The sequence below is a fragment of the Devosia limi DSM 17137 genome (genome assembly GCF_900128975.1).
GTDB classification, from domain to species: domain Bacteria; phylum Pseudomonadota; class Alphaproteobacteria; order Rhizobiales; family Devosiaceae; genus Devosia; species Devosia limi.
In genome coordinates this window covers 217,877-243,197 of the sequence record NZ_FQVC01000007.1, presented here as the reverse complement: position 1 = coordinate 243,197, position 25,321 = coordinate 217,877, and the positions used below count along the sequence as shown (strand labels likewise).

At 62.6% G+C, this 25,321-nt stretch carries 25 protein-coding genes and 1 other RNA gene; 17 read left to right on the top strand and 9 right to left on the bottom strand.

Annotation, left to right across the window (positions count from 1 at the left end; genetic code table 11):
• Positions 1-17: 17 nt before the first annotated feature.
• Positions 18-662, top strand: a complete 645-nt coding sequence (gene upp, locus BUA69_RS13055) for a uracil phosphoribosyltransferase (protein ID WP_046136831.1) — start codon at positions 18-20, stop codon at positions 660-662.
• A 167-nt stretch (positions 663-829) separates the two neighbouring features.
• Here upp and BUA69_RS13050 read toward each other — a convergent pair whose 3' ends face one another.
• From BUA69_RS13050 to BUA69_RS13035, 4 genes are all read right to left on the bottom strand, one after another.
• On the bottom strand, positions 830-1,453 hold the full coding sequence (locus tag BUA69_RS13050) for an HAD family hydrolase (protein ID WP_046136900.1): 624 nt from the start codon (positions 1,451-1,453) through the stop codon (positions 830-832).
• 71 nt (positions 1,454-1,524) lie between these two features.
• Positions 1,525-2,088, bottom strand: a complete 564-nt coding sequence (locus tag BUA69_RS13045; protein WP_052950747.1) for a TadE/TadG family type IV pilus assembly protein — start codon at positions 2,086-2,088, stop codon at positions 1,525-1,527.
• Entirely contained in the window at positions 2,085-2,729 is a 645-nt protein-coding gene (locus BUA69_RS13040; RefSeq protein ID WP_046136832.1) for a TadE/TadG family type IV pilus assembly protein, read from the bottom strand. The genes BUA69_RS13045 and BUA69_RS13040 overlap by 4 nt, the downstream gene beginning before the upstream one ends.
• 123 nt (positions 2,730-2,852) lie before the next feature.
• Positions 2,853-3,308: a pilus assembly protein N-terminal domain-containing protein gene (locus tag BUA69_RS13035; RefSeq protein ID WP_046136833.1), complete on the bottom strand. Its 456-nt coding sequence runs from the start codon at positions 3,306-3,308 to the stop codon at positions 2,853-2,855.
• A gap of 392 nt (positions 3,309-3,700) precedes the next feature.
• Here BUA69_RS13035 and BUA69_RS13030 point away from each other — a divergent pair, with 392 nt between their 5' ends.
• The 8 genes from BUA69_RS13030 to BUA69_RS12995 all read left to right on the top strand — a co-directional run bounded on the left by BUA69_RS13030 (position 3,701) and on the right by BUA69_RS12995 (position 11,946).
• Positions 3,701-3,883, top strand: a complete 183-nt coding sequence (locus BUA69_RS13030; RefSeq protein ID WP_046136834.1) for a Flp family type IVb pilin — start codon at positions 3,701-3,703, stop codon at positions 3,881-3,883.
• 119 nt (positions 3,884-4,002) lie between these two features.
• Positions 4,003-4,503: an A24 family peptidase gene (locus BUA69_RS13025; RefSeq protein ID WP_046136835.1), complete on the top strand. Its 501-nt coding sequence runs from the start codon at positions 4,003-4,005 to the stop codon at positions 4,501-4,503.
• Between the two features lie 210 nt (positions 4,504-4,713).
• Positions 4,714-5,661 carry a Flp pilus assembly protein CpaB gene (gene cpaB, locus BUA69_RS13020; protein ID WP_052950748.1) on the top strand — a complete coding sequence of 316 codons (948 nt, stop codon included), beginning with the start codon at positions 4,714-4,716 and terminating at the stop codon, positions 5,659-5,661.
• Positions 5,662-5,674: 13 nt separating this feature from the next.
• Positions 5,675-7,072: a type II and III secretion system protein family protein gene (locus tag BUA69_RS13015; RefSeq protein WP_046136836.1), complete on the top strand. Its 1,398-nt coding sequence runs from the start codon at positions 5,675-5,677 to the stop codon at positions 7,070-7,072.
• A 76-nt stretch (positions 7,073-7,148) separates the two neighbouring features.
• Complete coding sequence (locus BUA69_RS13010; protein ID WP_052950749.1) at positions 7,149-8,420, top strand: CpaE/TadZ family protein; 1,272 nt, start codon at positions 7,149-7,151, stop codon at positions 8,418-8,420.
• Between the two features lie 40 nt (positions 8,421-8,460).
• Positions 8,461-9,951, top strand: coding sequence for a TadA family conjugal transfer-associated ATPase (locus BUA69_RS13005; protein WP_046136837.1), 1,491 nt, complete (start codon positions 8,461-8,463; stop codon positions 9,949-9,951).
• A gap of 3 nt (positions 9,952-9,954) precedes the next feature.
• Positions 9,955-10,932: a type II secretion system F family protein gene (locus BUA69_RS13000; protein ID WP_046136838.1), complete on the top strand. Its 978-nt coding sequence runs from the start codon at positions 9,955-9,957 to the stop codon at positions 10,930-10,932.
• A gap of 9 nt (positions 10,933-10,941) precedes the next feature.
• On the top strand, positions 10,942-11,946 hold the full coding sequence (locus tag BUA69_RS12995) for a type II secretion system F family protein (RefSeq protein WP_046136839.1): 1,005 nt from the start codon (positions 10,942-10,944) through the stop codon (positions 11,944-11,946).
• Between the two features lie 139 nt (positions 11,947-12,085).
• On the opposite strand, the gene BUA69_RS12990 is transcribed toward BUA69_RS12995, so the two are convergent.
• Entirely contained in the window at positions 12,086-12,856 is a 771-nt protein-coding gene (locus tag BUA69_RS12990) for a tetratricopeptide repeat protein (RefSeq protein ID WP_052950750.1), read from the bottom strand.
• Between the two features lie 116 nt (positions 12,857-12,972).
• On the opposite strand from BUA69_RS12990, the gene BUA69_RS12985 reads away from it, so the two are divergent.
• Both BUA69_RS12985 and BUA69_RS12980 read left to right on the top strand, forming a co-directional pair.
• Positions 12,973-14,343 carry a leucyl aminopeptidase family protein gene (locus tag BUA69_RS12985; RefSeq protein WP_425283962.1) on the top strand — a complete coding sequence of 457 codons (1,371 nt, stop codon included), beginning with the start codon at positions 12,973-12,975 and terminating at the stop codon, positions 14,341-14,343.
• Positions 14,344-14,400: 57 nt separating this feature from the next.
• Positions 14,401-15,330 (top strand): bifunctional helix-turn-helix transcriptional regulator/GNAT family N-acetyltransferase, encoded by a 930-nt coding sequence (locus BUA69_RS12980; RefSeq protein WP_046136841.1) that lies wholly within the window; start codon positions 14,401-14,403, stop codon positions 15,328-15,330.
• Positions 15,331-15,497: 167 nt separating this feature from the next.
• Here BUA69_RS12980 and BUA69_RS12975 read toward each other — a convergent pair whose 3' ends face one another.
• Together BUA69_RS12975 and BUA69_RS12970 are read right to left on the bottom strand one after the other, a co-directional pair.
• A complete protein-coding gene (locus tag BUA69_RS12975) occupies positions 15,498-16,436 on the bottom strand; it encodes a 2-hydroxyacid dehydrogenase (protein ID WP_052950751.1) in 939 nt (312 codons plus the stop codon).
• Between the two features lie 77 nt (positions 16,437-16,513).
• Positions 16,514-17,305: a c-type cytochrome gene (locus BUA69_RS12970; protein WP_046136842.1), complete on the bottom strand. Its 792-nt coding sequence runs from the start codon at positions 17,303-17,305 to the stop codon at positions 16,514-16,516.
• A 259-nt stretch (positions 17,306-17,564) separates the two neighbouring features.
• On the opposite strand from BUA69_RS12970, the gene BUA69_RS12965 reads away from it, so the two are divergent.
• The 6 genes from BUA69_RS12965 to recR all read left to right on the top strand — a co-directional run bounded on the left by BUA69_RS12965 (position 17,565) and on the right by recR (position 23,174).
• Positions 17,565-18,395, top strand: a complete 831-nt coding sequence (locus tag BUA69_RS12965) for a prephenate dehydratase (RefSeq protein ID WP_046136906.1) — start codon at positions 17,565-17,567, stop codon at positions 18,393-18,395.
• Between the two features lie 392 nt (positions 18,396-18,787).
• A complete protein-coding gene (locus BUA69_RS12960) occupies positions 18,788-20,146 on the top strand; it encodes a phytase (protein ID WP_160300165.1) in 1,359 nt (452 codons plus the stop codon).
• Positions 20,147-20,234: 88 nt separating this feature from the next.
• Positions 20,235-20,330: signal recognition particle sRNA small type (gene ffs, locus BUA69_RS12955), an RNA gene on the top strand.
• A 65-nt stretch (positions 20,331-20,395) separates the two neighbouring features.
• The gene (locus tag BUA69_RS12950; protein WP_046136844.1) at positions 20,396-22,183 is read left to right on the top strand and encodes a DNA polymerase III subunit gamma/tau; all 1,788 of its coding nucleotides are present in this window, start codon (positions 20,396-20,398) and stop codon (positions 22,181-22,183) included.
• Positions 22,180-22,503 carry a YbaB/EbfC family nucleoid-associated protein gene (locus BUA69_RS12945; protein WP_046136845.1) on the top strand — a complete coding sequence of 108 codons (324 nt, stop codon included), beginning with the start codon at positions 22,180-22,182 and terminating at the stop codon, positions 22,501-22,503. The genes BUA69_RS12950 and BUA69_RS12945 overlap by 4 nt, the downstream gene beginning before the upstream one ends.
• A gap of 74 nt (positions 22,504-22,577) precedes the next feature.
• Positions 22,578-23,174 (top strand): recombination mediator RecR, encoded by a 597-nt coding sequence (gene recR / locus BUA69_RS12940; protein ID WP_046136846.1) that lies wholly within the window; start codon positions 22,578-22,580, stop codon positions 23,172-23,174.
• 66 nt (positions 23,175-23,240) lie between these two features.
• On the opposite strand, the gene BUA69_RS12935 is transcribed toward recR, so the two are convergent.
• A complete protein-coding gene (locus BUA69_RS12935) occupies positions 23,241-23,720 on the bottom strand; it encodes a hypothetical protein (RefSeq protein ID WP_046136847.1) in 480 nt (159 codons plus the stop codon).
• A gap of 85 nt (positions 23,721-23,805) precedes the next feature.
• Positions 23,806-25,224 (bottom strand): DNA recombination protein RmuC, encoded by a 1,419-nt coding sequence (locus BUA69_RS12930; protein ID WP_052950752.1) that lies wholly within the window; start codon positions 25,222-25,224, stop codon positions 23,806-23,808.
• Between the last annotated feature and the right edge of the window lie 97 nt (positions 25,225-25,321).

Below are 25,321 nucleotides of genomic sequence, written 5' to 3'. Positions count from 1 at the left end.
ACCAATGGATGGTTCCGATGCACGATGTCAGCCGCGAAAACGTCACCGTCCTCGATCACCCGCTGATCCAGCACAAGCTGACGATCATGCGCGACAAGGGCACATCCATCGCGGGGTTCCGGCGCCTGCTGCGCGAGATCGCCCATCTGATGTGCTATGAGGTGACGCGCGATCTCGAACTGCAGATGATCCCGATCGACACGCCGATGACCGAGATGATGTCGCCCACCATCAAGGGCAAGAAGCTGGTCTTTGCCTCGATCCTGCGCGCCGGCAATGGCCTGCTCGATGGCATGCTCGACCTCGTTCCCGCGGCGCGGGTCGCCCATATCGGCATCTATCGCGACCATGAGACGCTGCTGCCGGTCGAATACTATTTCAAGGCGCCGTCCAACCTTGAAGACCGCCTGATCATCGTCGTCGATCCCATGCTGGCCACGGCCAATTCGGCCACTGCGGCCATCGACAAGCTCAAGGAACGCGGCGCCAACAATATCCGGTTCCTGTGCCTGCTGGCGGCACCCGAAGGCATCAAGCGCTTCGGCGAGCACCATCCCGACGTGCCGATCTTCACCGCCAGCATCGACAGCCATCTCAACGAGAAGGGCTATATCATCCCCGGCCTCGGCGACGCCGGTGACCGCATGTATGGGACGAAATAGCAGCGCTTTCCGCCTCTGTATTTGCCGCCCCGGCATCACACTTGCCGTCGCCACGTCGCCAATCTTCACCCCCGGGTTTGACCCGAGGGCTCTGGCGATGAGGTGACGGGGCGGCCGCTTGGGTCAAGCCCGAGTGATGTCGAGGGGAGCCGGCGGGGCGCCCGCCCTTACTGCGCCTTGAGCGGCAGGCCGAGCGCGATCAGTTCCTTGCGCAGGGCTTCGGGCGAGGTGAAGTGGATCGCATGCATGCCGAACTTGCGGGCGGCGATCACATTGGGCTCGCTGTCATCGATGAAGACGCAGCTTTCAGGGGCCATGCCGTAGCGCTCGCAGAACACGCGGTAGATGCGCGGATCGGGCTTGACCAGGTTTTCGAGGCCCGAGACCACGACACCATCGAATTTTTCAAGGAATGGCCACTCGCCCAGGCACGAAACCCACTTCTCCCAGGAGAAGTTGGTGATGGCAAAGGTCGGGATTTCCTGCTCGACCAGCTCGTCATGGATATCGATCGTGCCCTGGATCAAACCGCCGACGGTTTCCTTCCAGCGCTGGTCGAACGCCTGGATCTCGCGCCAGTATTTGGGAAAGCGGGTGATCAGCTTGGCAACGCCTTCGGCATAGATTTCGCCGGCATCGAATTCCAGGTTCCAGTCGCCGGTGCAGATGTTCTGGTGGAACCACAGCGCTTCCTCTTCGGTGTCGAAGAGTTTGCGGAACAGATGCATCGGGTTCCAGTCGACAAAGACATTGCCCAGGTCGAAGACGGGGATCAGCGTATCATCGCTCATGGAAAAACCACCGGTATGGAGGAAGCACTGTTCGGCTTGTGGCATGCTCGCCCGGAGCGTGCAAGCCGACGCTATTGCGCCAGCAGCTCGATCTCATTGCCGAAGCGCGGCATATAGAAGTTCTCGCGATAGAGCGTGTATTGCTGATTGAACACCAGCCCCGTCAGCGGCGTATAGGGCATGGTGGCCTCGGCGACGATAACGAAGCCTTCCCTGGCGATATCGGTGATCTCGGCGGGCAGTGCGTAGCTCGTGCCCTTGGCATAGGGGACGGCCTTGCCGGAATCGCGCGACCAGCGCACCACGCCCTTGCCGTCCTTATCCACCTGTACCGAGACGACCCGCTGGACCAGTCCGCTTGTCGAATAGGGCGCCATGATGATCCTGGCGGCGGTGAAATAGTCGTCGATCTCCGACATGGAGACCCTGTCCTTGCCGCGGGCGACAAGGTCGCCCACCGAATTGGAAATGGTCTGTATCCTTCGGTCCATGGTGAGCAGGGCACTGCCTTCCATACTGCCGAGATAGACCAGCAGCATGATCGGCGCGATCATCGCGAATTCGACGGCAGCGACGCCGTCATGGCGGCTCCAGAACCGGGCAAGGAGGGCGCGGGCCCGCGACCACACGCTCATGTTCCGCTCCCCGAACCGCCAGTGCCAGTGCCGCTGCCGCTGCCGCTGCCGCTGCCGCTGCCGGTAAAGGGCTCATTGCGGAAAATGCGCACGGCCCCCAGCAGCCGCGATCCATCGGGCTGGTCGGCAAGCGTGAAGCCTCCCGGCAGCAGCGCATCGGGCCAGTTCAGGATCACCGGCCATTTGTAATAGACCCGGACCATGATGATGCTGCCGCCCTGTCCGGGGTCATACTGGGCCGGGATGGCCCAGCTGCACTCCGCCGCGCAGGGGGTGACGATTGGGGAGGTGATGATCGTCGACGTGAAATCGGTGACATTGTTGACATTGATCCGCAACTGGTCGCAGTCGCGGAACATGCCGTAGAGATTGTCGCAGATTGTCTTCTGGAACCGCTCGATCGTGAAGTTGCCGGCCTGTCCGGTGCGGATCAGGCGACTGGCATTATTGACCGAACTGTCCAGCACCTGGCCGGCGAGAAACACCACCGAGGTTTCCAGGATGGCGCCCAGAATGGCAAAGAACGGGACAGCCAGCAGGCCGAACTCGATCATGGTCACGCCGCGCTCATCGCGGGCAAAGCGATTGCGGCGCGCGACCATGCGGAGACGGTCCAACAGCGATGGCGTGGTCTTGTTCATGGCGGCGCTCAATCCTAGCGATCGAACGCTAGTGCGCCTTGGCTAATTGAACGTTAGGAAAAGTGCTGATCGGGGGATTGGAAGGATAACGCGGTTAATCGCGTATTAAGACCCGGCGGCCGCTCAATTGGCGGTGGACCTGACCATCTGCGAGGAGGCAATGTTGTCGGCAGTGAAATCGGTATCGTCGCCGATCATGATGGTCGGGTGGCAGACCGGTGCGCAGGTCAGGCTGGTCCGGCCGCCGCCCTGGTAAACGGTCAGGACGCCCTGCATCTGCACGACATCGATGAGCGTATCGGCAATCGGGTTGCCGACATTGTCGAGCACGATGAGATTGGTCTGGCCAAAGCTCTTGCCGGTAAGGACCAGGGTCTGCGGGTCCTGGATGGTGACGTCGGCGACCCCCGGATTGCCGACGATGATCGTGGCGGCCGGGGCATTGATGCGCAGAACCCGCGCCATGTTCACATTGACCGAGATCGGCGCGCCATCCTGGGCGAGGGCCGCGGTCTGGCCGCCCAGCAGCGTGGCGGTCAATGCCATCATTGCGACGGAGAAAGCGAACTTGAACGACATGGCCGGTTCCGGGGTACGAGATACGCTGTGCAGCCATTTTCTCCCGGAATGGTGAACAATTGGCAAACGGCCCGATGCAGTCATGATGGTTTATGACGGATAAAGAGTACTTTTCAGCGCGCCATTGCCCGTCGTGATAATTAGCAAACGATCGATATTGGTAATATTACGCTCACCATAGCGACTATAGCGTACACGCCGTCACTTTGGAAAAGTCGCGCCATATTTCGGTAAGTGCATAAGAAACATAGAGAAAATCGATTTAGGGCTAAAATAGGGCAGCCTGCCGATTAACTTAATTTCAAGATGTGCGGCCTAGCTTCATGGCCATGTTCGATGTGTGACGTGTCGAACGAAGGCGTCACTCGATGACGTGATAAAGGAGCCTGGGAATGAACATTTTCGCACGTTTCGCACAGGATGAATCTGGTGCGACTGCAATCGAATACGGCCTGATCGCTGCGCTGATCTCCGTGGTCATCATCGGCGCTGTTGGTCTGCTTGGTGGCACTCTGAACAACGTGTTCACCGACATCAACACGCGGCTGCAGCCTGCGGCCGGCGATGGCGGCTAATAGCCAGCGCACTGCTTGAACTGAGGAGGGGGGCGCTTGCGCCCTCCTTCTTTTTTGCGGTTTCTTAATGCGGTATCGGCACACTTGCCGTAAACCTGCCTGGCCCGGAGCTTGTTTGAATGTCGACCATTGCTTTGCTGTTCTTTCCGTCTGCAATGGCCTTCGCAGCATCCTCCGATCTGCTGACCATGCGGATTTCCAACAAGCTGGTGCTGGTGCTCGTCGCCGGGTTTTGCGTGTTGGCGATCGCCACCGGCATGTCGCTGCAGCAGTTTGCCATGCATGTGGCCTGCGCCATGCTGGTCCTGGTGGTGGGCTTCACCTTTTTTGCCATGCGCTGGATCGGCGGTGGCGACGCCAAGCTGGCTGCGGCCACCACGCTCTGGCTGGGCTTTGGGCTAACCTTGCCCTATCTCGCCTATGCGGCCCTGCTCGGTGGCGCGCTGACCCTGCTGATCCTGGCCTTGCGGCGGCTGCCGCTGACGCCGTTTCTGGCGCGCTATCGCTGGCTGGAGCGGCTGCACAGTCCCAAGTCGGGTGTACCCTATGGGATCGCGCTGGCCATTGCCGGCATGATCATCTACGCGCAGACGCCGATCTTCCAACAGCTCTCGGCCTAGCACCTGCATTCGGCAGTTTCGCTATTTATCGCCATCTGTAACCGCTGACGCGATTACATGGTCTCTATTGCGATTGCCCGCAAATCGCCAATTTTCATATTTCGTTAACTGATCCTGCAAAGCTTCGATTAACCAAACTTTGACCCTTTGCCCGCATATTCCACCGTGGAATTGGGCGTCTTGCGCCTAGTGGTCAACCGGAGTTGGGTCATGAAGCCGGCGCGTATCATCTTGTTGCTCGTGGCACTGGTTGCCGGCGGCCTGGCTGCGTTCCTGGTCCTGCGCGGCAGCAATCGCCCGCCCGATCAGATCGTCACCGAGGTGGTGCGCCAAGAGGAAACGGCCAAGGTGCTGGTCGCCAGGATCGCGCTGGGCACCGGCGAGCGCCTCACCCCCGAGTCGGTGGAATGGCAGAGCTGGCCGATGGGGTCGGTTCGTCCCGAGTTTGTCACCATTGCCGCCACGCCGGATGCCCCGACCGAACTGGCCGGCGCGCTTGTCCGCTTCGAGTTTTTTCCCGGTGAGCCGATCCGCGAACAGAAGCTGGTCCATTCCGATCAGGGCTACCTCTCGGCGGTATTGGCGCAGGGCATGCGCGGCGTTTCCGTCGGTGTCGATGCCGTGTCCAGCGCCGGTGGTTTCATCGTCCCCAATGACCGGGTCGATGTGGTGCTGACCCGCCGCACCGAAATGGGCGATGTATCGGACCTGATCCTCTCCAATGTCCGCGTCATGGCCATCGGGCGCCGGCTGGGCGAGGTCGGCGCTTCGGCCGGAACCGACAATGCGGCTGCGGCGACGACGGCCTCCGGTGGACCGCAGGCCCAGGTGTTCAACGATTCCACCATCGCCACCCTGGAGTTGACGCCAGGCCAGGCCGACACCCTGATCAATTCAACCTCGCGTGGCCAGCTTTCGCTGGTTCTGCGCTCCATCGTCGACTTCAACGACAACAGCATCGACAAGTCCGGCAGCAACCAGGCGGTGCGGGTTATTCGCGCCGGCAAGGAGCAGTCGGTGATGACCGGTGTATCCGGCCCGCAGGTCGCCCAGCAACCGGTGAGCCCGCAGGCTTTCGACCCTGCCCTCTACCGCCCGGCGACCACAGTCGAACCACAAATCGCCCTGCCCATCGAGCCGCAAGTGATTGCCCAATAGGGCGGAGACAAACATGCTGCAGATTCCAACGCTTCATCGTCGCAATCCACGGCGCAACTGGCTCGGCGCCACCATGCTGGCCGCCATGCTTGCCGGCACGGCAGCCTTGACGGCGCCGGCCTCGGCGCAGGCCCAGATCAGCCTTGCCAGCTATGGCGGAACCCGCAGTATCGAGCTTGAGCTCAACAAATCGATGGTTGTCGATCTGCCCGGCGGGGTGGCCGAGGTGATCGTGTCGCAGCCCTCGGTGGCCTCGGCCATCATGCGGACGCGCCAGCGCGCCGTGATCCAGGGCATTGGCGGTGGCGATACCAATATCCTGTTCCTCGATGATCGCGGCAGCACTATCGGCGTGCTCGACATCAAGGTGATCAAGGAGCCGTCCCAGGTCGGTGCCGCGCTTGAAGCGGCGCTGGCGCGGGTGCTGCCGGGCTCCGCCATCCGGGTGGAGTCGGTTACCCTGGGCGACTCGACCAACCGCGTGGTGCTGACCGGCACGGTTCTGTCCGCCGAGGATCGCGACCGGGCTGCGTCCGTGGCGGTCCAGTTCGCCGGCGATCCGGAAAACGTCGCCAACATTCTCGACGTCGCCGGTTCCCAGCAGGTCATGCTGCAGGTCACGGTTTCCGAGATCAAGCGCGACGTCGCCAAGGAGCTGGGCATCAACCTGTCGGGTTCGGTGACGCTCGGCTCGGCCACGTTCGGCTTCAACAATACCATGGCTGGTGCCACGGCGACGGCAAACGGCGCCACCGGCTCCTTCGCCGTGCCAAACCTGGAGATCAATGCGGCGGTGCGCGCGCTCGAAGGGCGCGGCGCGCTGCGGGTGCTGGCCCAGCCGACCCTGACTGCCATTTCTGGCGAAACTGCCAACTTCCTGGCCGGTGGCGAACTGCCCTATTACTCGCGCAATGCCGACGGCGATCAGGAAGTGCTGTTCAAACCCTATGGCGTGGAACTCAAGTTCACCCCGGTGGTGCGTTCGAACGGCATGGTCGCCCTCAAGGTCGAGACCAGCGTCTCCGATCCGCAGCCTAACGGCTCGCTGACCAAGCGGCAGGCCTCGACCTCGGTCGAATTGCCCCCCGGCAATACCCTGGCCATTGGTGGCCTGCTTGAAGAACGCGTCCGGCAGCAGATCGATCAGCTCCCCGGCCTCGGCAATATTCCGATCCTGGGCGCGCTGTTCCGCAGCCGCGAATACCAGACCTCCCAGACCGAGCTGGTGATCATGGTCACGCCCTATCTGGTTGGCTCGAGCATCCATCCGCCCGTGCTGCCGACCGAGCGCAGCGCTGTCGCCAGCGATGCCGAGTCGATCTTCCTGGGCAAGCTCGAGACCATGTATGGCGTCGGCTCCGGCGGCATGCGCGGTGGGTTTAGTGGGTCCGTGGGCTTCGTGCTCGAGTGACCGATCTGGGGATGGCGGTCGCGCCGTTCCCGTCTGAATGCTGCCGGGCAACCGGAACCAAGGAGAGCGTGCTGCAATGAGTTTTCTCAGCCCAGACCCCAAAAAGAGCGAAGAGGCAGCGGCCGAGATTGCCGGCGGTGCCCGGCTGATCCCGCGCATCACCATCCAGGCCTTTTGCGAACACTCCCAGACCGCCCAGTTGGTCGAGAGCGCCATTCACGACCGCCGCATGTCCAAGGTCGCACTGACCACCCATAATGGCGGCCTCGAGGGTGCAATCGAGACCTACAAGGCCAATCCGACGCCGAACCTCATCATGGTCGAGACGACACTGCCGCCGGCCGACATCCCGGCGGCGCTGGCGCGGCTGGCCGATGTCTGCGATGCCTCGACCCGCCTGATCCTGCTCGGACACGTCAATGACGTACTGCTCTATCGCGAACTGATCCGTTCGGGTGTCTCCGAATATATCGTGCTGCCGGCGACCGCCCAGACCATCGTCACCGCGATCACCGAACTGTTCGCGGCCGAGGGCGCAGCCCCCATCGGGCGCACTGTGGGCTTTGTCGCCGCCAAGGGTGGCGCCGGCGCCTCCACCGTGGCCCACAACGTCGCCTGGGCCATCGCGCAGACGCTGCGCCAGGACTCGCTGATCCTCGATATGGACCTGGCCTTTGGCACGGCCGGGCTCAATTTCAATCAGGATCCGCCCCATGGCCTGGCCGATGCCGTTCTGGCCAACCAGAAGGTCGACCAGACCATGCTGGACCGCCTGATGAGCAAGGCGGCCAACCATATCAACCTGCTGACCGCACCGGTGACGCTGGATCGCACCTATGATTTCGAGGAGCGCGAGTTCGAACAGATCGTCGAACTCAGCCAGTCCACCATGCCGGTCGTGGTGCTCGATATTCCCCATGCCTGGAATTCCTGGATCCGCCATACCCTCGCCACGCTCGACGAAGTGGTGATCGTGGCCGAACCGGACCTGGCCAATCTGCGCAATGCCAAGAACCTGGCCGATACAATCAAGGCGCTGCGGCCAAGCGAGGCCGCGCCCAGCATCGTCATCAACAAGCTCGGCTTGCCGCGGCGTCCCGAGATCGGCGCCACCGAATTTGCCAGCTCCATCGAATGCCAGCTGCTGGGCCAGATCCCGTTCGATGCGGCGCTGTTCGGTACGGCGGCAAATAACGGGCAGATGATTGCCGAGATCGCGGCCAACAACAAGATCAACGAAATCTATCGTGCCATCGGCATGCACGTCACCGGGCGGCAGGCGGCACCAGCCGGGGGCAAGGCATCAGGCCTGATGAAACTACCCTCGTTCCTCAAGAAGCGGGCCTGAGCGAGTATTCGCCTGGCGTCGTTGAAACGGTAGGACTGTCATGTTCGGCAAGCGCACTTCCTTTGGTGGCAATACGCCCGGCGTCAGCGAGACGCCGCGCCCACAGCTCTCGCCAGTCAAGGCTGAGAAGAGTGAGCCGGTCCGGCGCTCAAGTGATGCCGACAGCGCCGCATCGCGCCTCCGCGGCAGCGACGAGGTCGTCGATGTCCGATCCCCCGTCGATGCGCAGCGTGACAAGGAATATTTCCACACCAAGTCGGCGATCTTCAACGCGCTGATCGATTCCATCGATCTCAGCCAGCTGGCCACCATGGACCAGATGGCGGCGCGCGAGGAAATCCGCGACATCGTCGCCGAAATCATCGCCCTCAAGTCGATCATCATGTCGATTTCCGAGCAGGAAGACCTGCTCGAGGACATCTGCAACGACGTGCTGGGCTATGGCCCGCTGGAGCCGCTGCTGGCACGCGACGACATCGCCGATATCATGGTGAACGGGTCGCAGAAATGCTACATCGAAGTCGCTGGCAAGGTGCGCCTGACCAATGTGCGCTTCCGCGACGATGCCCACCTGATGAATGTCTGCCAGCGCATCGTCAGCCAGGTCGGCCGCCGCGTCGATGAAAGCTCACCCATCTGCGACGCCCGCTTGCCCGACGGTTCGCGCGTCAACGTCATTGCCCCGCCGCTGGCCATTGATGGCGCCGCCCTCACCATTCGTAAGTTCAAGAAGGACAAGCTGACCCTGCAGCAGCTGGTCAAATATGGATCGATCTCGCCCGAAGGCGCCGAAGTGCTGCGCATTCTGGGCCGGGTACGCGCCAATGTGCTGATCTCGGGTGGTACCGGCTCGGGCAAGACCACCTTGCTCAATTGCCTCACCGCCTTCATCGAGAAGGACGAGCGGGTCATCACCTGCGAAGACTCGGCCGAATTGCAGCTGCAGCAGCCGCATGTGGTGCGCCTGGAAACCCGCCCGCCCAATCTGGAGGGCGAGGGCGAAATCACCATGCGCGACCTGATCAAGAACTGCCTGCGTATGCGCCCCGAACGCATCATCGTCGGCGAAGTGCGTGGTCCGGAAAGCTTCGACCTGCTCCAGGCGATGAATACCGGCCATGACGGCTCGATGGGCACGCTGCACGCCAACTCGCCGCGCGAAGCCCTGTCGCGTCTGGAATCGATGATCACCATGGGTGGCTACAGCCTGCCCAGCCGCACCATCCGCGAGATGATCACCTCCTCGATCGACGTCATCGTCCAGGCTGCCCGCTTGCGCGACGGCTCGCGCCGGATCACCCACATTACCGAAGTTCTGGGCATGGAAAGCGACGTGATCGTGACCCAGGACGTATTCGTCTACGACATCATGGGCGAAGACCAGAACGGCATGCTGATGGGGCGCCACCGCTCCACCGGCATTACCAAGCCGCAGTTCACCGAGCGCGCCCGCTATTTCAACGAAGAGGCCAATCTGGTCGAAGCCCTGGAAAAGTCCAACACCGAGCAACGCGAATTGCTGGATTCCTAAGCCATGAACGCCCTGCTGATCGCCTTTCTTGCCGTTGTCGTGGTGACTGCCGCCGGCTTCGCTCTGGTGCCTTCCCTGATGGGGGAGGGCGGCCGCGCCGAGAAGCGCAAGAAGGCATTGCAGGGCGACATGCGTGCCAACCGGATGCAGAACGACGCCGCGCGCAATCGCGACGACCGGCGCAAGAGTGTGCAGCAGGCCCTCAAGCAACAGACCGACGCGCTCAACGCCAAGAAGCGGGTGCCGCTGCCGGCCCAGCTGTTCCAGGCTGGCATGACCATCAAGCCGGCGGCATTCGTGCGCAACAGCATCATTCTGGGCGTGGTGGTGTTCCTGGTGCTGTTCGTGGTGCAGGTGCCATTCTATTTTGCCGCGATCTTTGCCGTGGCTGGCGCCTATCTGCTGCCCCGGCTGTATGTGCGCCGCCGCCGCAACAAATACCGCGATCAGTTCCTCGATGAATTGCCCAATGCGGTCGAGGCCATCGTGCGTGGCGTCAAGACCGGCCTGCCGCTCAATGACAGCATGCGGGTGGTGGCCAAGGATTCCAAGGAACCGGTCAAGTCCGAGTTCCAGCGCGTCCTGGATCAGCAGGCGTTCGGTATGTCGATGACCGAAGCGGTGCAGGTGCTGATCGACCGCGTGCCGCTGCCGGAGGTGAATTTCTTCGTCGTGGTCATCACGGTGCAGCAGCAGGCTGGCGGCAATCTCAGCGAAGCGCTGGGCAATCTGGCGCGCGTGCTGCGCAATCGCAAGAAGATGAAGCAGAAGGTCAAGGCGATGAGCTCGGAAGCCAAGGCGTCGGCCGGCATCATCGGCTCACTGCCCTTCGTCGTGGCCACCCTGGTGACCATTGTCACCCCGCGCTATCTCGAGCCGCTGGTGACCACAAGTGTCGGCTGGATCTGTCTCGGTGCTGCCGCCGGCATGATGTCCATGGGCATCTTCGTGATGATGCGCATGGTCAAGTTCGACTATTAGGAGAACGGCATGAATTTCGTTGAGCTCCTGACCCAGCGCGAGTTTCTGATCTCGGTGCTGGCCGCCATCAGCGCCGCTGCGGTGGTTTTCACCTTCGGTTCCTCCTTCATCGTCAAGTCGGAGATGAAGGGCCGCATCAAGCGCGTGGCGCTGGAACGCGAAAAGATGCGGGCCGAGGAAATGGCCCGTCTGCGGGGCAATTCCATCAGCGACAGCCGCGGCACCATGCGGCGCAGCGGCGAAACCAAAACCTATATGAAGACGGTGGTCGATCGGCTCGACCTCAAAAAGGCCTTCCAGGACGATGCCACGGTCGACAAGCTGGCCCGGGCCGGCTATCGCGGGCAGGGGCACCTGACCACCTTCCTGTTCATGCGGCTGGCCGCGCCGATCATTATCTTCGTCATCGCAACGTTCTATCTGCTGCTGATCACCCCCGGTGATCGACCGCTCTATCTCAACCTGGTCTATGCGGTGGGGGCGGGACTGCTGGGCGCTTACCTGCCTAATGTCCTGCTCAAGAACAAGACAGTCAAACGCCAGTTCTCCATCAGCCGCGCCTGGCCTGATTGTCTCGACCTGATGCTGCTTTGCGTTGAGGCCGGCATGTCGGTGGAGCACGCCTTCAAGCGCGTCGCCCGCGAGATCGGCCAGCAAAGCGCCGAATTGGCCGAAGAGCTGACCCTGACCACCGCCGAGCTGTCCTTTCTCGAAGATCGTGGTCGCGCCTATGAAAACCTGGCGCGTCGGACCGGGCTCGACAATGTCCGCTCGGTGATGACCGCGCTGATCCAGGCCGATCGCTACGGCACCTCGGTCGGCCAGGCGCTGCGCGTCATGGCCGAGGAAGGGCGCGAAACCCGCATGATGGATGCCGAGAAAAAGGCAGCGTCGCTGCCCCCCAAGCTGACTGTCCCGCTGATCCTGTTCTTCCTGCCGGTGCTGTTCATCGTCATCATGTCGCCAGCGATGATCAAGATCTTCGGCACCCCCAACAATCCCATGGGCGGCTAGGACCCGGCAAACACGTCCGCGCCGGCGCCATTTGCCCTGGGCCGGGACGGCCCGCCTGGGCGGGAATGACCTGCGGAATAGGGGAATGGGATCGGGGTCCGCGCCGGGAGCGGCACTGGCCCAATGACGGACGGAAGGGTTAGCCCTTGCCGACGGTTTCCCAACGGTTTGGCTGGCTCAGCATGCCGCGCACATAGGCCATATTGGCCTCGACCTGCTCTGGTGGCAGTTCGGCGGCATAAAGGGCGCGGCTTTCATCGAACCGGCCTTGCAGGCCCAGCACCAGTGCCAGGTTCTGCCGGATCTTGCTATTGGCGCCGCGCAGGCTGGTCGCCCGGCGCAGGTGCTGTTCGGCCAGCTTGAGATCATTGGTCATGGCATAGGAAAGGCCGATATTGGCCTCGACCGAGGCCTCGCCCGGCGCGATCAGCAATGCCTGGCTATAGACCTGGCGGGCTTCGGCATTGCGGCCGAGCTGGTCCAGGATCGCGCCCTTGACCGAGAGGGCATTCCAGTCCGGTGCATCGGGGCGAATGGCATTGTCGATAACGCTGAGCGCCTGATCGAAGCGGCCATCGGCGGTCAGCGCCTTGCCATAGGCAATGCTGACATCGACATCGCGCGGGAAATTGGCCACCCCGGTTTCCAGCACCGCGACAGCCTGCTGGCTCTGCCCATTGCTGCGCAGGACGGCGGCATAATTGATGACGGTGTTCTTGTCGCGCGGATTGGACTTGTAGCGCGCGCCCAGATCGGCCAGCGCCTGATAGGTGTCGCTGCGCGCCATGCCCGAAGCGTCGGGCGCGGGGCTCCGGGCGCCCGTCGAGACGCAGGCGGTGAGGGCCGTAACGGCTACGCCCAGCAGCACCATGGCGCGCAACGGCCTGACGATGCGGTGGTTGGGCAGCACGGTCGGTTCACTCCGGGGATTGTTGGGTATTTCAATAAATCATTAACCCTAACAACCGGTTAAATCGCCGGCCTGGCCCCGTTGCCGCTGGCGCGCGCCGGGACTAATGATGAGCCATTGCAATCGGAGTCGCTGATATGAGCAAAGCCCAGGCCCTCAAGCTGATCTGTGTCGAAGAGGGGGCTTTGGCCGCCGCCAAGCTGGATGCGCGGGCGCAGGCCTGGGCCGAGGCCAATGGCTTTACCGGCCAGCGCGGCCGGCTGTTGGCCATTCCCGGCGACAGCGGGGCTATCGAGGCCTGGCTGTTTGGCACGGGCGAGGCGGCTGGGCGTCCCGCTTTGGTCACCGGCCTTGCCGGTGCGCAATTGGGAGAGGGCACCTATAGCCTTGCCGGGGCGCTGGGTGATCCGACGCTGGCGGCGCTTGGTTTCAAGCTTGGTGCTTACCGCTTCGATCGCTACAGCAAGGCGAAGGCGCAGCCGGCGCTGGAGCTGGGCAGCGATGCCGACGCAGCCGAAGTGGCACGCCTGACCGAGGCGGCGACCATTGCCCGCGATCTGATCAATACGCCGGCCAATGATCTGGGCCCTGATGCGATGGAGCGCGAAATCCGCGCTTTCGCCAAGGCGCGCAACATGAGCGTCGATGCCATCGTTGGCGACGCGCTGCTGGCCGCCAATTTCCCGATGATCCATGCCGTCGGGCGCGCCAGTGCCGAGGCGCCGCGCCTGCTCGATCTGCGCTGGGGCAATGAGGCCGATCCCAAGATCACCCTGGTTGGCAAGGGCGTGACCTTCGATACCGGCGGGCTCGACATCAAGCCGGCATCGGGCATGCTGCTGATGAAGAAGGACATGGGCGGCGCCGCCAATGTGCTGGGGCTGGCGCATGCGATTGTCGATGCCGGGCTCAAGGTGCGCCTGCGCGTGCTGATCCCGGTGGTTGAAAATGCGATTGCCGGCGCGGCTTTCCGGCCGGGCGACGTGCTGACCTCGCGACTGGGCCTGACGGTGGAGATTGGCAATACCGATGCCGAGGGCCGGCTGATCCTGGCCGATGCACTGGCGCTGGCCGATGAGGAAAGCCCCGAATTGCTGCTGGACATGGCGACACTGACTGGCGCGGCGCGCGTGGCGCTCGGCCCCGACCTGCCGCCGCTCTACTGCACTGACGATGCCTTGGCGCGTGACCTGATGGCGGCCGGCCTCAAGACCGACGATCCCCTCTGGCAGATGCCGCTCTGGTCGCCCTATGACGCGATGATGAGTTCCAAGATCGCCGATGTGAACAATGCCGGCGCCGGCGGCTTCGCCGGCTCGATCACGGCAGCTCTGTTTTTGCGGCGCTTCGTCTCCAAGGCCAAGGCCTGGGTGCACCTTGATATCTTTGGCTGGGCACCCGAAGCGCGGGTTTCGCGCTCGCAGGGCGGCACCGATCAGGCCACCCGCGCGGCCTATGGCGTGCTGCGGGATCGCTACTCAAAGTAGTTGACTAAATCAACTAACAGATTGACCATGTCAAACAATTGACCTGGGAGCTTCGTCATGGCCGATCCCGCCGATGATATTGCCGCTATCCGTGCCTTCAACCGCTTCTACACCGGCATTATCGGCCTGCTCGAAGAGGGCATGCACAAGAGCCCGCATACGCTGGGCGAGGCGCGGCTGATCCACGAGATCGGCAAAAAGGGCTCGACCAATGCCAGCGAACTGAGCCGGGAGTTGGCCATGGATCCCGGCCAACTCAGCCGGCTGGTCTGGCGATTGAGCGATCTGGGCCTCATTGCCATGAGCCCTGGCATCGCGGACCGCCGGTCCAATGTCATGGCTCTGACCGCCGATGGCGACAGGGTCTATGAGGCGCTCAATGCCGCCAGCGATATCGCTGCCGAGGCGCTGCTGGAGAATCTGAGCCCAAGCCAGCGACGTGACCTCGTTTCTGCAATGGGGCGCATTCAATTGCTGCTGGCCGGTCCGGCTCCTGCCGGACCGCTGCTGCTGCGCCCGCATCGGATCGGTGACATCGGTTGGATGATCCATCGCCAGGGCCTGCTCTATCATCTGGAGCAAGGCTGGAATGGTGAGTTTGAGACGCTGATTGCCCGCATCTATGCCGAATATGCGGAGGCGACCGGCGCGAAATCGCTGTGGGTGGCGGAGCAGAACGGCGAGGTCGCCGGTTCCGTCTTCATCCTGCCGGCGGTGGACGAGCCGGGATCAGCGCAATTGCGCATGCTCTATGTCGAGCCGGCCTTTCGCGGGCGGGGTATCGGCAAGCTTCTGGTCGAGCAGGCGGTGAGCTTTTCGCGCGAGGCCGGCTATCCCCGTATCATCCTCTGGACCCAGGATTGCCTGACCTCGGCGCGCAGGATTTATCAGGCGGCAGGGTTTGAACTGGTGCGGGAGGAGCCGCATTTCTCCTTTGGCACGATGTTGAATGGCCAGTATTGGGCCTTGGAGCTGGGCGGGCGCTAGTCCAGGCGGGAGTGTATCGCTGATCCAGCCGTTATCAGGATGCCATCCCGGCGCAGGCCGGGATCCAGGCTGAAGGCGGTCCGCGGGATCCAGCTTGTGGGGAGCACACAGCATGGATTCCGGCCTCCGCCGGAATGACCTAGTGGCTAAGAAGCAGTGCCGAGTCCTCAATATCCCCGCGCGCGGTCCACCACATTGATCAGCGGCTTGCCGGCTTCGTGGTCCTTGAGCACGTTGGCGAAGTAGATCACACCGGTCTCTTCGTTGGAAATCGCCGCGATATGGGGGGTGATGTAGCAGTTCTCGATCCCCCAGAGCGGGCTATCGACTGGCAGTGGTTCGACCTCGAACACGTCAAGGCTCGCCGCGCCCAGGGTGCCGTCAGTGAGAGCGGCGACGATATCGGCCTCGCGCTGGTGGCCGCCACGGGCGGCATTGATGATCACCGGGCCACCATCGAGCGTGCGCCGCAATTTGGCGAAGGTGTCGGCATTGAGAATGCCTTCTGTGCCCGGGGTCAGCGGCAAGAGGTTGACGAGGATATCGGTACCCGAAAGGAAGGCGTCGAATTCGTCCGCGCCGGTAAAGCCTTCGACGCCAGGGATCGATTTCGGAGTACGGCTCCAGCTGCGCAGGGTGAAGCCGAGCGGCAGAAGGCGGCGTGCAGCATCCTGCCCGAGTACGCCCATGCCCATGATGCCCACAGTCGATGTCGAGGCGGCGGGGGGATAATACTGCGTCCAGCGGCGGGCCTGCTGATCGGCGTGAAAACGGCTATAGCGGCGATGGTGCATGGTGACATGGGCCGCCACGTAATCGCTCATCTTCTGGCTGAGATCATCATCGACGAAGCGCACGATCGGCACATCGCCGGGCAGGTTGGGATGCTTGAGCAACGCGTCCACCCCGGCGCCCAGCGACAGGATGGCCTTGAGATTGGTCAGGCCATCAAACGCATCGGGCTTGGGCTTCCAGGCGAAGATGTAGCGGATGTCCCTGGGATCGAAATCATCGCCGCGCCGGACCACGGGATAATCCCCCACTTCACGGGCCATGGTGCGGGCCCAGGCGGCTTCATCGACGTCGGACAGATGTAGGAGCAGCATGTTTCATTCCCCCGCTTCACAACAAAAGAGCCGCACCTGTGGGGTGCGGCTCGTAAATTCGGTCTTCGGCGCGCCGCTTAGTTGCTGGCAGGCGCCGCAGTGGCAGCAGGTGCAGTGGTGGAGCCGCCAGCGGCCGGAGTGCCTTCAACGGCGGTCTCGGTCTGCGTGGTGGATGGCGTCTCGATGACGGCAGCCGGTGCAGTCGCGTCAGCGGGCATTTCTTGCCCTGGCAGCGGCTCTGCCTCGACAGCGGGCGCCACTTCGGCTGCGGGCGCAGCTTCGGCCGCCGGAGCAGCCTCTTCGGCAACCGGAGCAGCCTCTTCGGCAACCGGCAGCGGCTCTGGGTTCGGCGACAACGTGCGCAGATAGGCGATGATGTCAGCGCGCTCTTCGGCAGTCCGAACGCCCGAGAAGTTCATCTTGGTGCCGGGGACATAGGTCTTGGGCGCGGCGAGGAACTCGTCCAGGTGCTCATAGGTCCAGGTGTCGCCAGCGGCGTTATGGGCCATCATGCCGTCCGAATACGAGAAGTTCGGGTGGCTGCCTTCGAGGCGGCCGACGACTTCATAAAGGCCAGGGCCGGTCTTGTTGGCATTGGCTTCCGAGAAATCGTGGCAAGCCTGGCACTTCTTGACCGCGGCGGCGCCACGATCGACGCTGGCGCTGGCCAGCAATACCGCAAGCGGCACTTCCGGCTCGGCCGGTCCGGCTTCGGCAACGGCGGTCGGTTCGGGTTCGGGCAGGGCATAGCCCGGGCCGTTCCCCACGATTGGGTGATAAATGGCTTCGGCAAGGAAGCCGGCACCCATGACGAACAAAAGAGTGCCAAGGACGGCGCCCATGATCTTGTTAAGCTCGAACGAATCCATTTGGTCTCTCTGCCAGTCCCATCCCCTGCGGACGATAGCCGAACCGTGCTAAATATACGACTTCCACAGAAAGGAAATCACCTCAACGGCCCGGTTCGACGCGCGCGGAAGATAGTATCAAGGTGGTGTGGGCGCAACAGTGCAATCCCCCGGTGCGACAATTCCTCACCACCGTTTCGCGCAAAGCCGCTTCCGCAGTCGAATTGACTCCCATCCGCCAGCGGTTCAAAAGCCGTGGCGCATTAGGATGGACATTGCAATGACCAAGAAAATCGCCTTCCAGGGTGAGCCCGGAGCTTTCAGTCACGCCGCCGCCCAGAATTTCTTTCCCGGCGACGACGCTGTTGGCTGCGTCACCTTTGAGGAGACCATCAATGCGGTTCAGTCCGGCAAGGCGGATTTTGCCGTGGTCCCGGTGGAAAATTCGCTCTATGGGCGCATCACCGATATCCACCACCTGCTGCCCGAAAGTGGTCTCTATATAATAGGAGAGACTTTCCTGCGGGTGGAGATGACCCTTCTGGGGGTGCCCGGCGCCACGCTGGCGGACATCAAGGCGGTGCAGTCGCTCTCGGTGGCGCTCGGCCAATGCCGCAAATTCATCAGCCAGAACGGCTATCGCACCATCAATGCTGTCGATACCGCGGGTTCCGCCCGCGAAGTGGCCGAAAAGGGCGACAAGTCGGTTGCCGCCATCGCCTCGCGCTTCGCCGCCCAGATCTATGGGCTGAACGTGCTGGCCGAGAATATCGAGGACGCTGCGCACAATACCACGCGCTTCCTCGTGTTGTCGCGCGACCAGCAGGAAGCCCCTGCGGGCAATGGCAAGGTCAAGACCACTTTCGTGTTCCGCGTCCGCAACGTGCCGGCCGCGCTTTACAAGGCCATGGGCGGCTTTGCCACCAATGGCGTCAACATGACCAAGCTGGAAAGCTACATGGTCGGCGGTGCCTTCACCGCCACCCAGTTCTATGCCGATATCGAGGGGCATCCCTCCGACATCGGCGTCCAGCACGCCTTTGAGGAACTGGGGTTCTTCACCGACTATTTCCGCGTCCTCGGTGTCTATCCGGCCGCTGGTACGAAATAGTCGCAAGGGAGCGGTATCCGCCGCTCCCTCCTCCGGCGCTTTGTCCTGAATTGATCCCCGTTCGTCGGGGCCGCGCTGCGCCATGGGCGCATCTGCGCGGCGTCGTTGCGCGACTAGCTCTGATGCGCCGCATCGCCTCGCGCTTCCCTTGACATGTCTACGCCATTGCCGTGCAGGCAAAGCGCTACACGCGTCGCTCCTAGGGTCGTCTTTGCGCTGAATTTGCATTCATTGCACACCAGTGCAAGTGTTTAAAGTAGATAAAAACCCATGTTTGCTTAGCGAATGCGGAGTGTTGTCGATTGACAATGATCTGGACTCATGAATTTCTTGCACAGCTTTGCAAGGCTGCAAGCATGCAGTCCTGCAGCGTCAATATCTGGGAGGATGAGATGCGATTTGACTTGCTAAACAAGAGCCGCCGGGGGGAAGCCGGTGGCGCGCTCTGTTCGGCCGCCGCAATTGCGGTTGCCATGATGCTGGGGTCCGCCCCGCTCGCGCAGGCGGCGGACTGGAGCGTGGCCGCAGTGCCCTCGGTGCTGCAGACCAAGGCGCTGACCGAGGCCGATGGCGATGCCGATGCCGATGACCCGTCCGTCTTTATCCACCCAACCGATCCGGCCAGGAGCCTGATCGTTGCTGCTGCCAAGAAGGGTGGCATTCTGGTCTATGGGCTGGATGGCCAAGTGGTCCAGGCGCTGGACGTTGCCGATGGCGGGCGCATCAACAATGTCGACGTGCTCTATGGCTTTCCGCTGGCCGATGGCAGCCCCGCCGATCTCGTGGTCGCCTCTGACCGGGGTCTCGATATCATCCGCGTCTACCGCATCGATGGTGATGCCGCGGCGCCGCTGACCGAAATTACCGATCCGGCCGGCCCCCGCGCCTTTCCCAGCCGCAACACCGCTGATGGTAGCGCCGTCGAGGACAATCCGGTCGATGACCAGAATACCGTCTATGGCCTGACCACCTGGCACGACAAGGCGGGCGGCAATGCCTGGGTTGTCGGCACGCAGCGCCATCAGCCCACGGTGGGCATCTTCAAGCTGGAGGCCCGCGACGGTGGCGTCGTCGCTGCCGTCCTCGATCATGCGTTCAGTGCCCCCACCGAACATGCCGGCCAGTCGCTCTGGCAGGAGAATGACGATAATCCGCTGCTCGATTTCAGCCCGCAATTTGAAGGCGTGGTCGTCGATCGGACGACCGGCATGATCTATGCCGGCCAGGAAGATGTCGGCATCTGGGCCGTGCCGGTGACTGGCGGCGAACCGGTGCTCGGCTATGAAACGCGCGGCTCGGCTGAGAGCAGCTTTCACAATCCTGACAGCGTCATTGCCCGCGACGTCGAGGGGCTGACGATCTATTACGCCGCCGATGGCACCCGCTATCTGTTGGCCTCCAGCCAGGGCGGCGCCCATGGCGACAAGCTCAAGCCCGACGCGCCCTATCACGACAGCTTCGTGGCCTTCTCGCTCGATGCGGGCCTGACACCGCTCGGATCCTTCCATGTCGCCGCGACTGGGGATCGGGACGCGGCGCAGGAAAGCGATGGCTCCGATGTCATTTCGGTCGGCTTGCCGGGCTTTGAAAATGGCGTGTTCATCGCCCAGGACGGCTATGCTGGCGATCTCAACAATCTGGATGGCGAACTGGCCTCGACCGGCTTCAAGTTTGTTGATTGGGCCGAGATCGCCAAGTCTTTCACCCCGCCGCTTGCCGTGACCCCAACGGGCTGGGATCCGCGCCAGTAAACAGGTCTGGGGCTCAACCAGCCCCGGACATGTCTTTGTGCCTGCGGGACCCCTTGCCTTTGCCGCAATGATGTCCGATATAGCCCTCGGGAGGTTGGCGCGGACGTGTTCCTCGCCAACCGGGTCAGGTCCGGAAGGAAGCAGCCCCAACGAGACCTTCACGGGTCGTTGCCAGCCTCCTACTTCGCCCTATGATAGCCGCATGGCTTTTGGCAGATTCTCTCAAGACCGAATGACGGAAGGGTAGGGATGGCTGACGTTCAGACATCGTCGCCCTATCTGGTGCTGGCGCGCAAATACCGCCCGGTGAGCTTTTCTACGCTCATCGGCCAGGATGCGATGGTCCAGACCCTGGGCAATGCGTTCAAGCAGAACCGCATCCACCACGCTTTCATCATGACCGGTGTGCGCGGCGTCGGCAAAACCACGACAGCCCGTATTCTGGCGCGCGCCTTCAATTACGAAGACGCCACCGGCCGCCACCCGACGCTTGATCTCGAGGTCGAGGGCGAACATTGCCGCGCCATCATCGAAGGCCGCCATGTCGACGTGATCGAGATGGACGCCGCCTCCAATACCGGCATCAACGATATCCGCGAGATCATCGACTCGGTGAAGTACGGCCCGGTTTCGGCGCCCTATAAGGTCTACATCATCGACGAAGTGCACATGCTCTCGACCGCGGCCTTCAACGGGCTGCTGAAGACGCTCGAAGAGCCGCCGCCTTATGTGAAGTTCATCTTCGCGACGACCGAAATCCGCAAGGTGCCGGTCACCATCCTCAGCCGCTGCCAGCGCTTCGACCTGCGCCGCATCACGCCCGAGGTGATGACCGCCTATCTCGAAAGCATTCTCGCCCAGGAAGGCATCGGCTTTGAGCCAGAAGCCCTGGCGATGATCGTGCGCGCCGGCGAAGGCTCGGCCCGCGATAACCTGTCGCTGCTCGACCAGGCGATTGCCCATGGCAATGGCATGGTCACCGCCGATACCGTCAAGGCCATGCTGGGCCTGGGGGACCGCGCACGGATCATCGACTTGTTCGAGGAACTGATGGGTGGCCGTATTGGCGACGCCATCACCACCATGCGCGCGCTCTATGACATGGGCGCCGATCCGCAGACGCTGGTCGCCGACCTCGCCGATTTCACCCATCTGGTTACCCGCATCAAGGTTGTGCCCGCTGCGGCCGATGACGTGTCGCTGACCCCCGATGAGCGCAATCGCGGTGCCGAAATGGCCGGCAAGCTGCCCATGCGCGCGCTGACCCGCGCCTGGCAGATCCTGTTCAAGGGCTATGACGAGGTTTCGCGCGCCGGTAATGGCCTGCAGGCGGCCGAAATGGTGCTGATCCGGCTGGCCTATGCCGCCGATCTTCCCAGCCCGGAAGACCTGATCGCCAAGCTGTCCAATCAGCCGGCACCCTCCGGCCAGGGTTCGGCGCCGATCTCCCGGCCGCCCCTTGATGGTCCCGGCGCCAGCCAGTCAATGATTTCTTCCGGTGGTTCATCCGGCGGCGCGACCGCGCTGCGGCTGGAATCCTCGCGTCCGGCTCCCATGCCACTGTCCTCGGCGACCCCGGCACCGCAGCACACCATGCCGCAGCCGGCTTTGTCGACCGTGCATTCCTATGCCGAACTGGTCGCCCTGGCCGGCGCCAAGCGCGAAATCCTGCTCAAGAACGCGCTGGAAGCTTCAATGCGGCCGGTCTCGTTCAGCGAGGGGCGCATCGAAGTGGCGCTTGTCGATGGCGCCGATCCCGGCATCATCGCGACGCTTTCGGCGCGGCTGCAGGCCTGGACCGGCCAGCGCTGGCTGGTCAATGTTTCCAACAAGATGCCCGAAGGCAAGACCATCCGCGAGGAACAGGTCGAGCGCGTTCAGGCTGCCCATGCCGCCGCCCACGACGATCCGCTGGTGCAGGCCATTCTTGAGACATTTCCCGGTGCCAAGCTGGTCAATGTGAAGGTCCGCGACGATGCCGTCGTGGCCACACCTGAAATTGACGCACTGCCAGAACCCGAAGAGGACGACGAATGAAAGACATCATGGGAATGATGAAGGCCGCGAGCGAGATGAAAGGCAAGATGGAGGCCATGCAGGCCGAACTCGCCAATCTCGTGGTCGAAGGCAAGTCCGGCGGCGGCCTCGTCACCGTCTCGCTATCGGGCAAGGGCGAAATGAAGGGCCTCAAGATCGACCCGTCCCTGTTCAAGGAAGACGATGTCGAAGTGCTCGAAGATCTGATCCTGGCCGCCCACAACGACGCCAAGGTCAAGGCCGAAAGCGAAATGCAGTCGCGGATGGCCGAAGTCACCGCCGGCCTGCCGATCCCGCCCGGCATGAAGTTGCCATTCTAGTTTTTGGTCACTAACGGGACCGTCAGGCTGCGCGATGACCGCGCGATTGAACGCAGAAATCGGAACTGAACTCCATGGCGTCCGGCGGACCCGAAATCGAGCAATTGATCCAGCTACTGGCGCGCCTGCCGGGGCTCGGGCCCCGTTCGGCGCGCCGCGCCGTGCTGCACCTGATCAAGAAAAAGGATCAGCTGATGATCCCGCTTTCGGCGGCGCTGGATCGCGCCGTGCTGGCGGTGCGCAGCTGCGAAGTCTGCGGCAATGTCGATACGCAAAGCCCATGCTCGATCTGCGCCGATCCGCGCCGGGGCGATGCCGGCATGCTGATCGTGGTCGAGGATGTTGCCGATTTGTGGGCGCTTGAACGCGCCGGCGTCGGCGCCGTGCGCTATCACGTCCTTGGTGGCGTCCTGTCGCCGCTGGATGGCGTCGGTCCCGATGATCTCTCGATCGACATGTTGATACGCCGCGCACCCGATTACCGCGAGATCGTGCTGGCGGTGAACGCTACGGTCGAGGGCCAGACAACGGCGCATTATATAACCGACCGGCTGGTCGGCTCAGGCGCCAAGGTTACCCGCCTCGCCCATGGTGTGCCCGTCGGCGGCGAACTGGACTATCTCGATGAAGGCACACTAAGCCAGGCACTGAAGGCCCGCACCGAAATCTAGTTTTTGCCATGTTTAGAGGGGTCCTGCCGTCCTTATCCGGGGAAGGGGACCCAACAACCCGCCTGCTTAATGTGTGCCGTGCTCGGGGCGGAAATCGTCGCCCTCGTCCCATTCAGGCTCCTCGACATCCTCATCGTCAAACATCTCGTCCTCCCCCTCCAGCGCATGGCGGGCGTCGATATCGTCGGGGGAAAGAGCGTCGAGATGATCGGCTGGATCACGACCAAGCGGCGCCGCCAGACCGGCATAGTCATTGGTCTCGTCGGCATTGTTGGAGGTGACGCTCAGCGCTTCGATAGCGCGGTCGATTTCCGCGAGTAGCGCCTCGGGATCCTTGTCGCCAAAATCGGCACTGCCGCGTGCCACAAGCTCGTCACGGATTTCCTGCAGCCGCTGCAGCCGTTCCTCCGCCGAACGTTCATCGCCGAACAGGAGTTCCTCGATCTCGCTCTGGCTGAACGGCTGGGCGATGCCCGGCTGGTCGGCATTGTCGAAATTGGTCCGCTGCGGCACGATGGTGCCGCGATGGTCGTGATGCTGAGCCATGATGGTCCTCCCGTGACTGCTGGTCACCGGAAAACGCGCAAAAGCCCCGCGAGTTCAACGCCGCTGCAAAATGTGATCCCGCATTTCAGGCCAGATCGCCCGGCTCGTCCCGACCCACCAGCCGCAGGCCCGGCGCATCGTCGGCACCGCTTTCCCAGCCGGCGGGCAGGGCGCGATTGGTCTTGGCGCCCAATTCCTTGAGCATTTCCACCTGCCGCAGCACATTGCCGCGCCCGGTCGACAGCTGCCCCTTGGCATCGGTAAAGCTTTGGCGCGCTTTTTCCAGATGCCCATCGACCTTGTCCATGGTGGTGAGGAACCCGGCCACCTTTTCGTAGAGCGCACCGGCCCGCTCGGCAATCTCGTCGGCATTGCGGTGGCGTTTTTCGATGTCCCAGATATTGCGCACGGTGCGCAACACGGTCATCAGCGTCGTCGGCGTGGTCAGCATGACGCCCTGGCTCATGCCATATTCAAACAGCTTGGGATCGGCCTGGATGGCAATCGCCAGTGCAGATTCGATGGGCACGAACATCATCACATAATCGAGGCTGCTGCGGGCATGGCGCTGATAGGTCTTCTCGCCCAGCGTGCGGATATGGCCGCGTACCGAGACCAGATGGGCCTGCAGATACTGCGCTTTCCCGTCCTCGTCGCTATTGGTATAGGCCTCAAATGCGGTCAATGAGACCTTGGAATCGATGACCAGCCGGTCGTCATTGGGCATCAGCACTTCAACGTCGGTGCGCAGGCGCGCCCCGTCCTCGCCGGCATGACTCTTCTGGGTGACGAATTGCTCGCCTTCGCGCAGCCCCGACTGCTCGAGAATGGTGGAGAGGATCATTTCCCCCCAGGCGCCCTGGGTCTGCGAATTGCCCTTGAGCGCCCGCGTCAGGTTATTGGCTTCGGTCGTAATTTGCACATTGCTTTCCAGCAGCGCGCGGATCTGCTCGCCCATCGTCGCCCGGTCCTTGATCAGCCCGGTATGAAACTCGCCGATCTTTTCCTGCAAAGGCTTGAGCAGCACGTCGACCTGCTCGCGGTTCTGCTTGGAAAAGGTCTCGCCATGGCTTTTGAGCACGTCGCCGGCAATGGATTTGAACTCGTCGGTCATCTGCTGGCGCGCTTCGAGGAACCGCGCCAGATTGGCTTCCGACTGCTTGGTCTGCTCGGCCATTCGGGCGCGCAGCGCCGATAACTCGGCATAGAGGTCCGAACTCTTGCTGCGTTCGCTCTCCAACAGATCCATGCCGCGTTCGCGTTCCTTGTGGACCTGCTGGTCGAGGTCGCGGATGCGGCTGTCGCGTTCGGCGATCTGGCTCTGGAAATTGGCGCGCAGCTGATCAGCCGCCTGCTGGGCCGCCGCTTCGGCCCGGGCGGCACTGGCGCGCATCGCCCCGATCAGAGAACCGACGACCAAAAGGGCGAGCAGGGCCGCGCCAATGATGATGGCGTGCTGCTGGGTAACCGGCCAATCGCCGGCAACGAAGATGACATTATCCATCCGGGGAACTTACCGCGATTCGCATGTTCGCAGAATGTTCTCTTTCGACATGGCCACAAGAGTTGACCGCGCGGCGGAAAATACCATATCGAGAGGC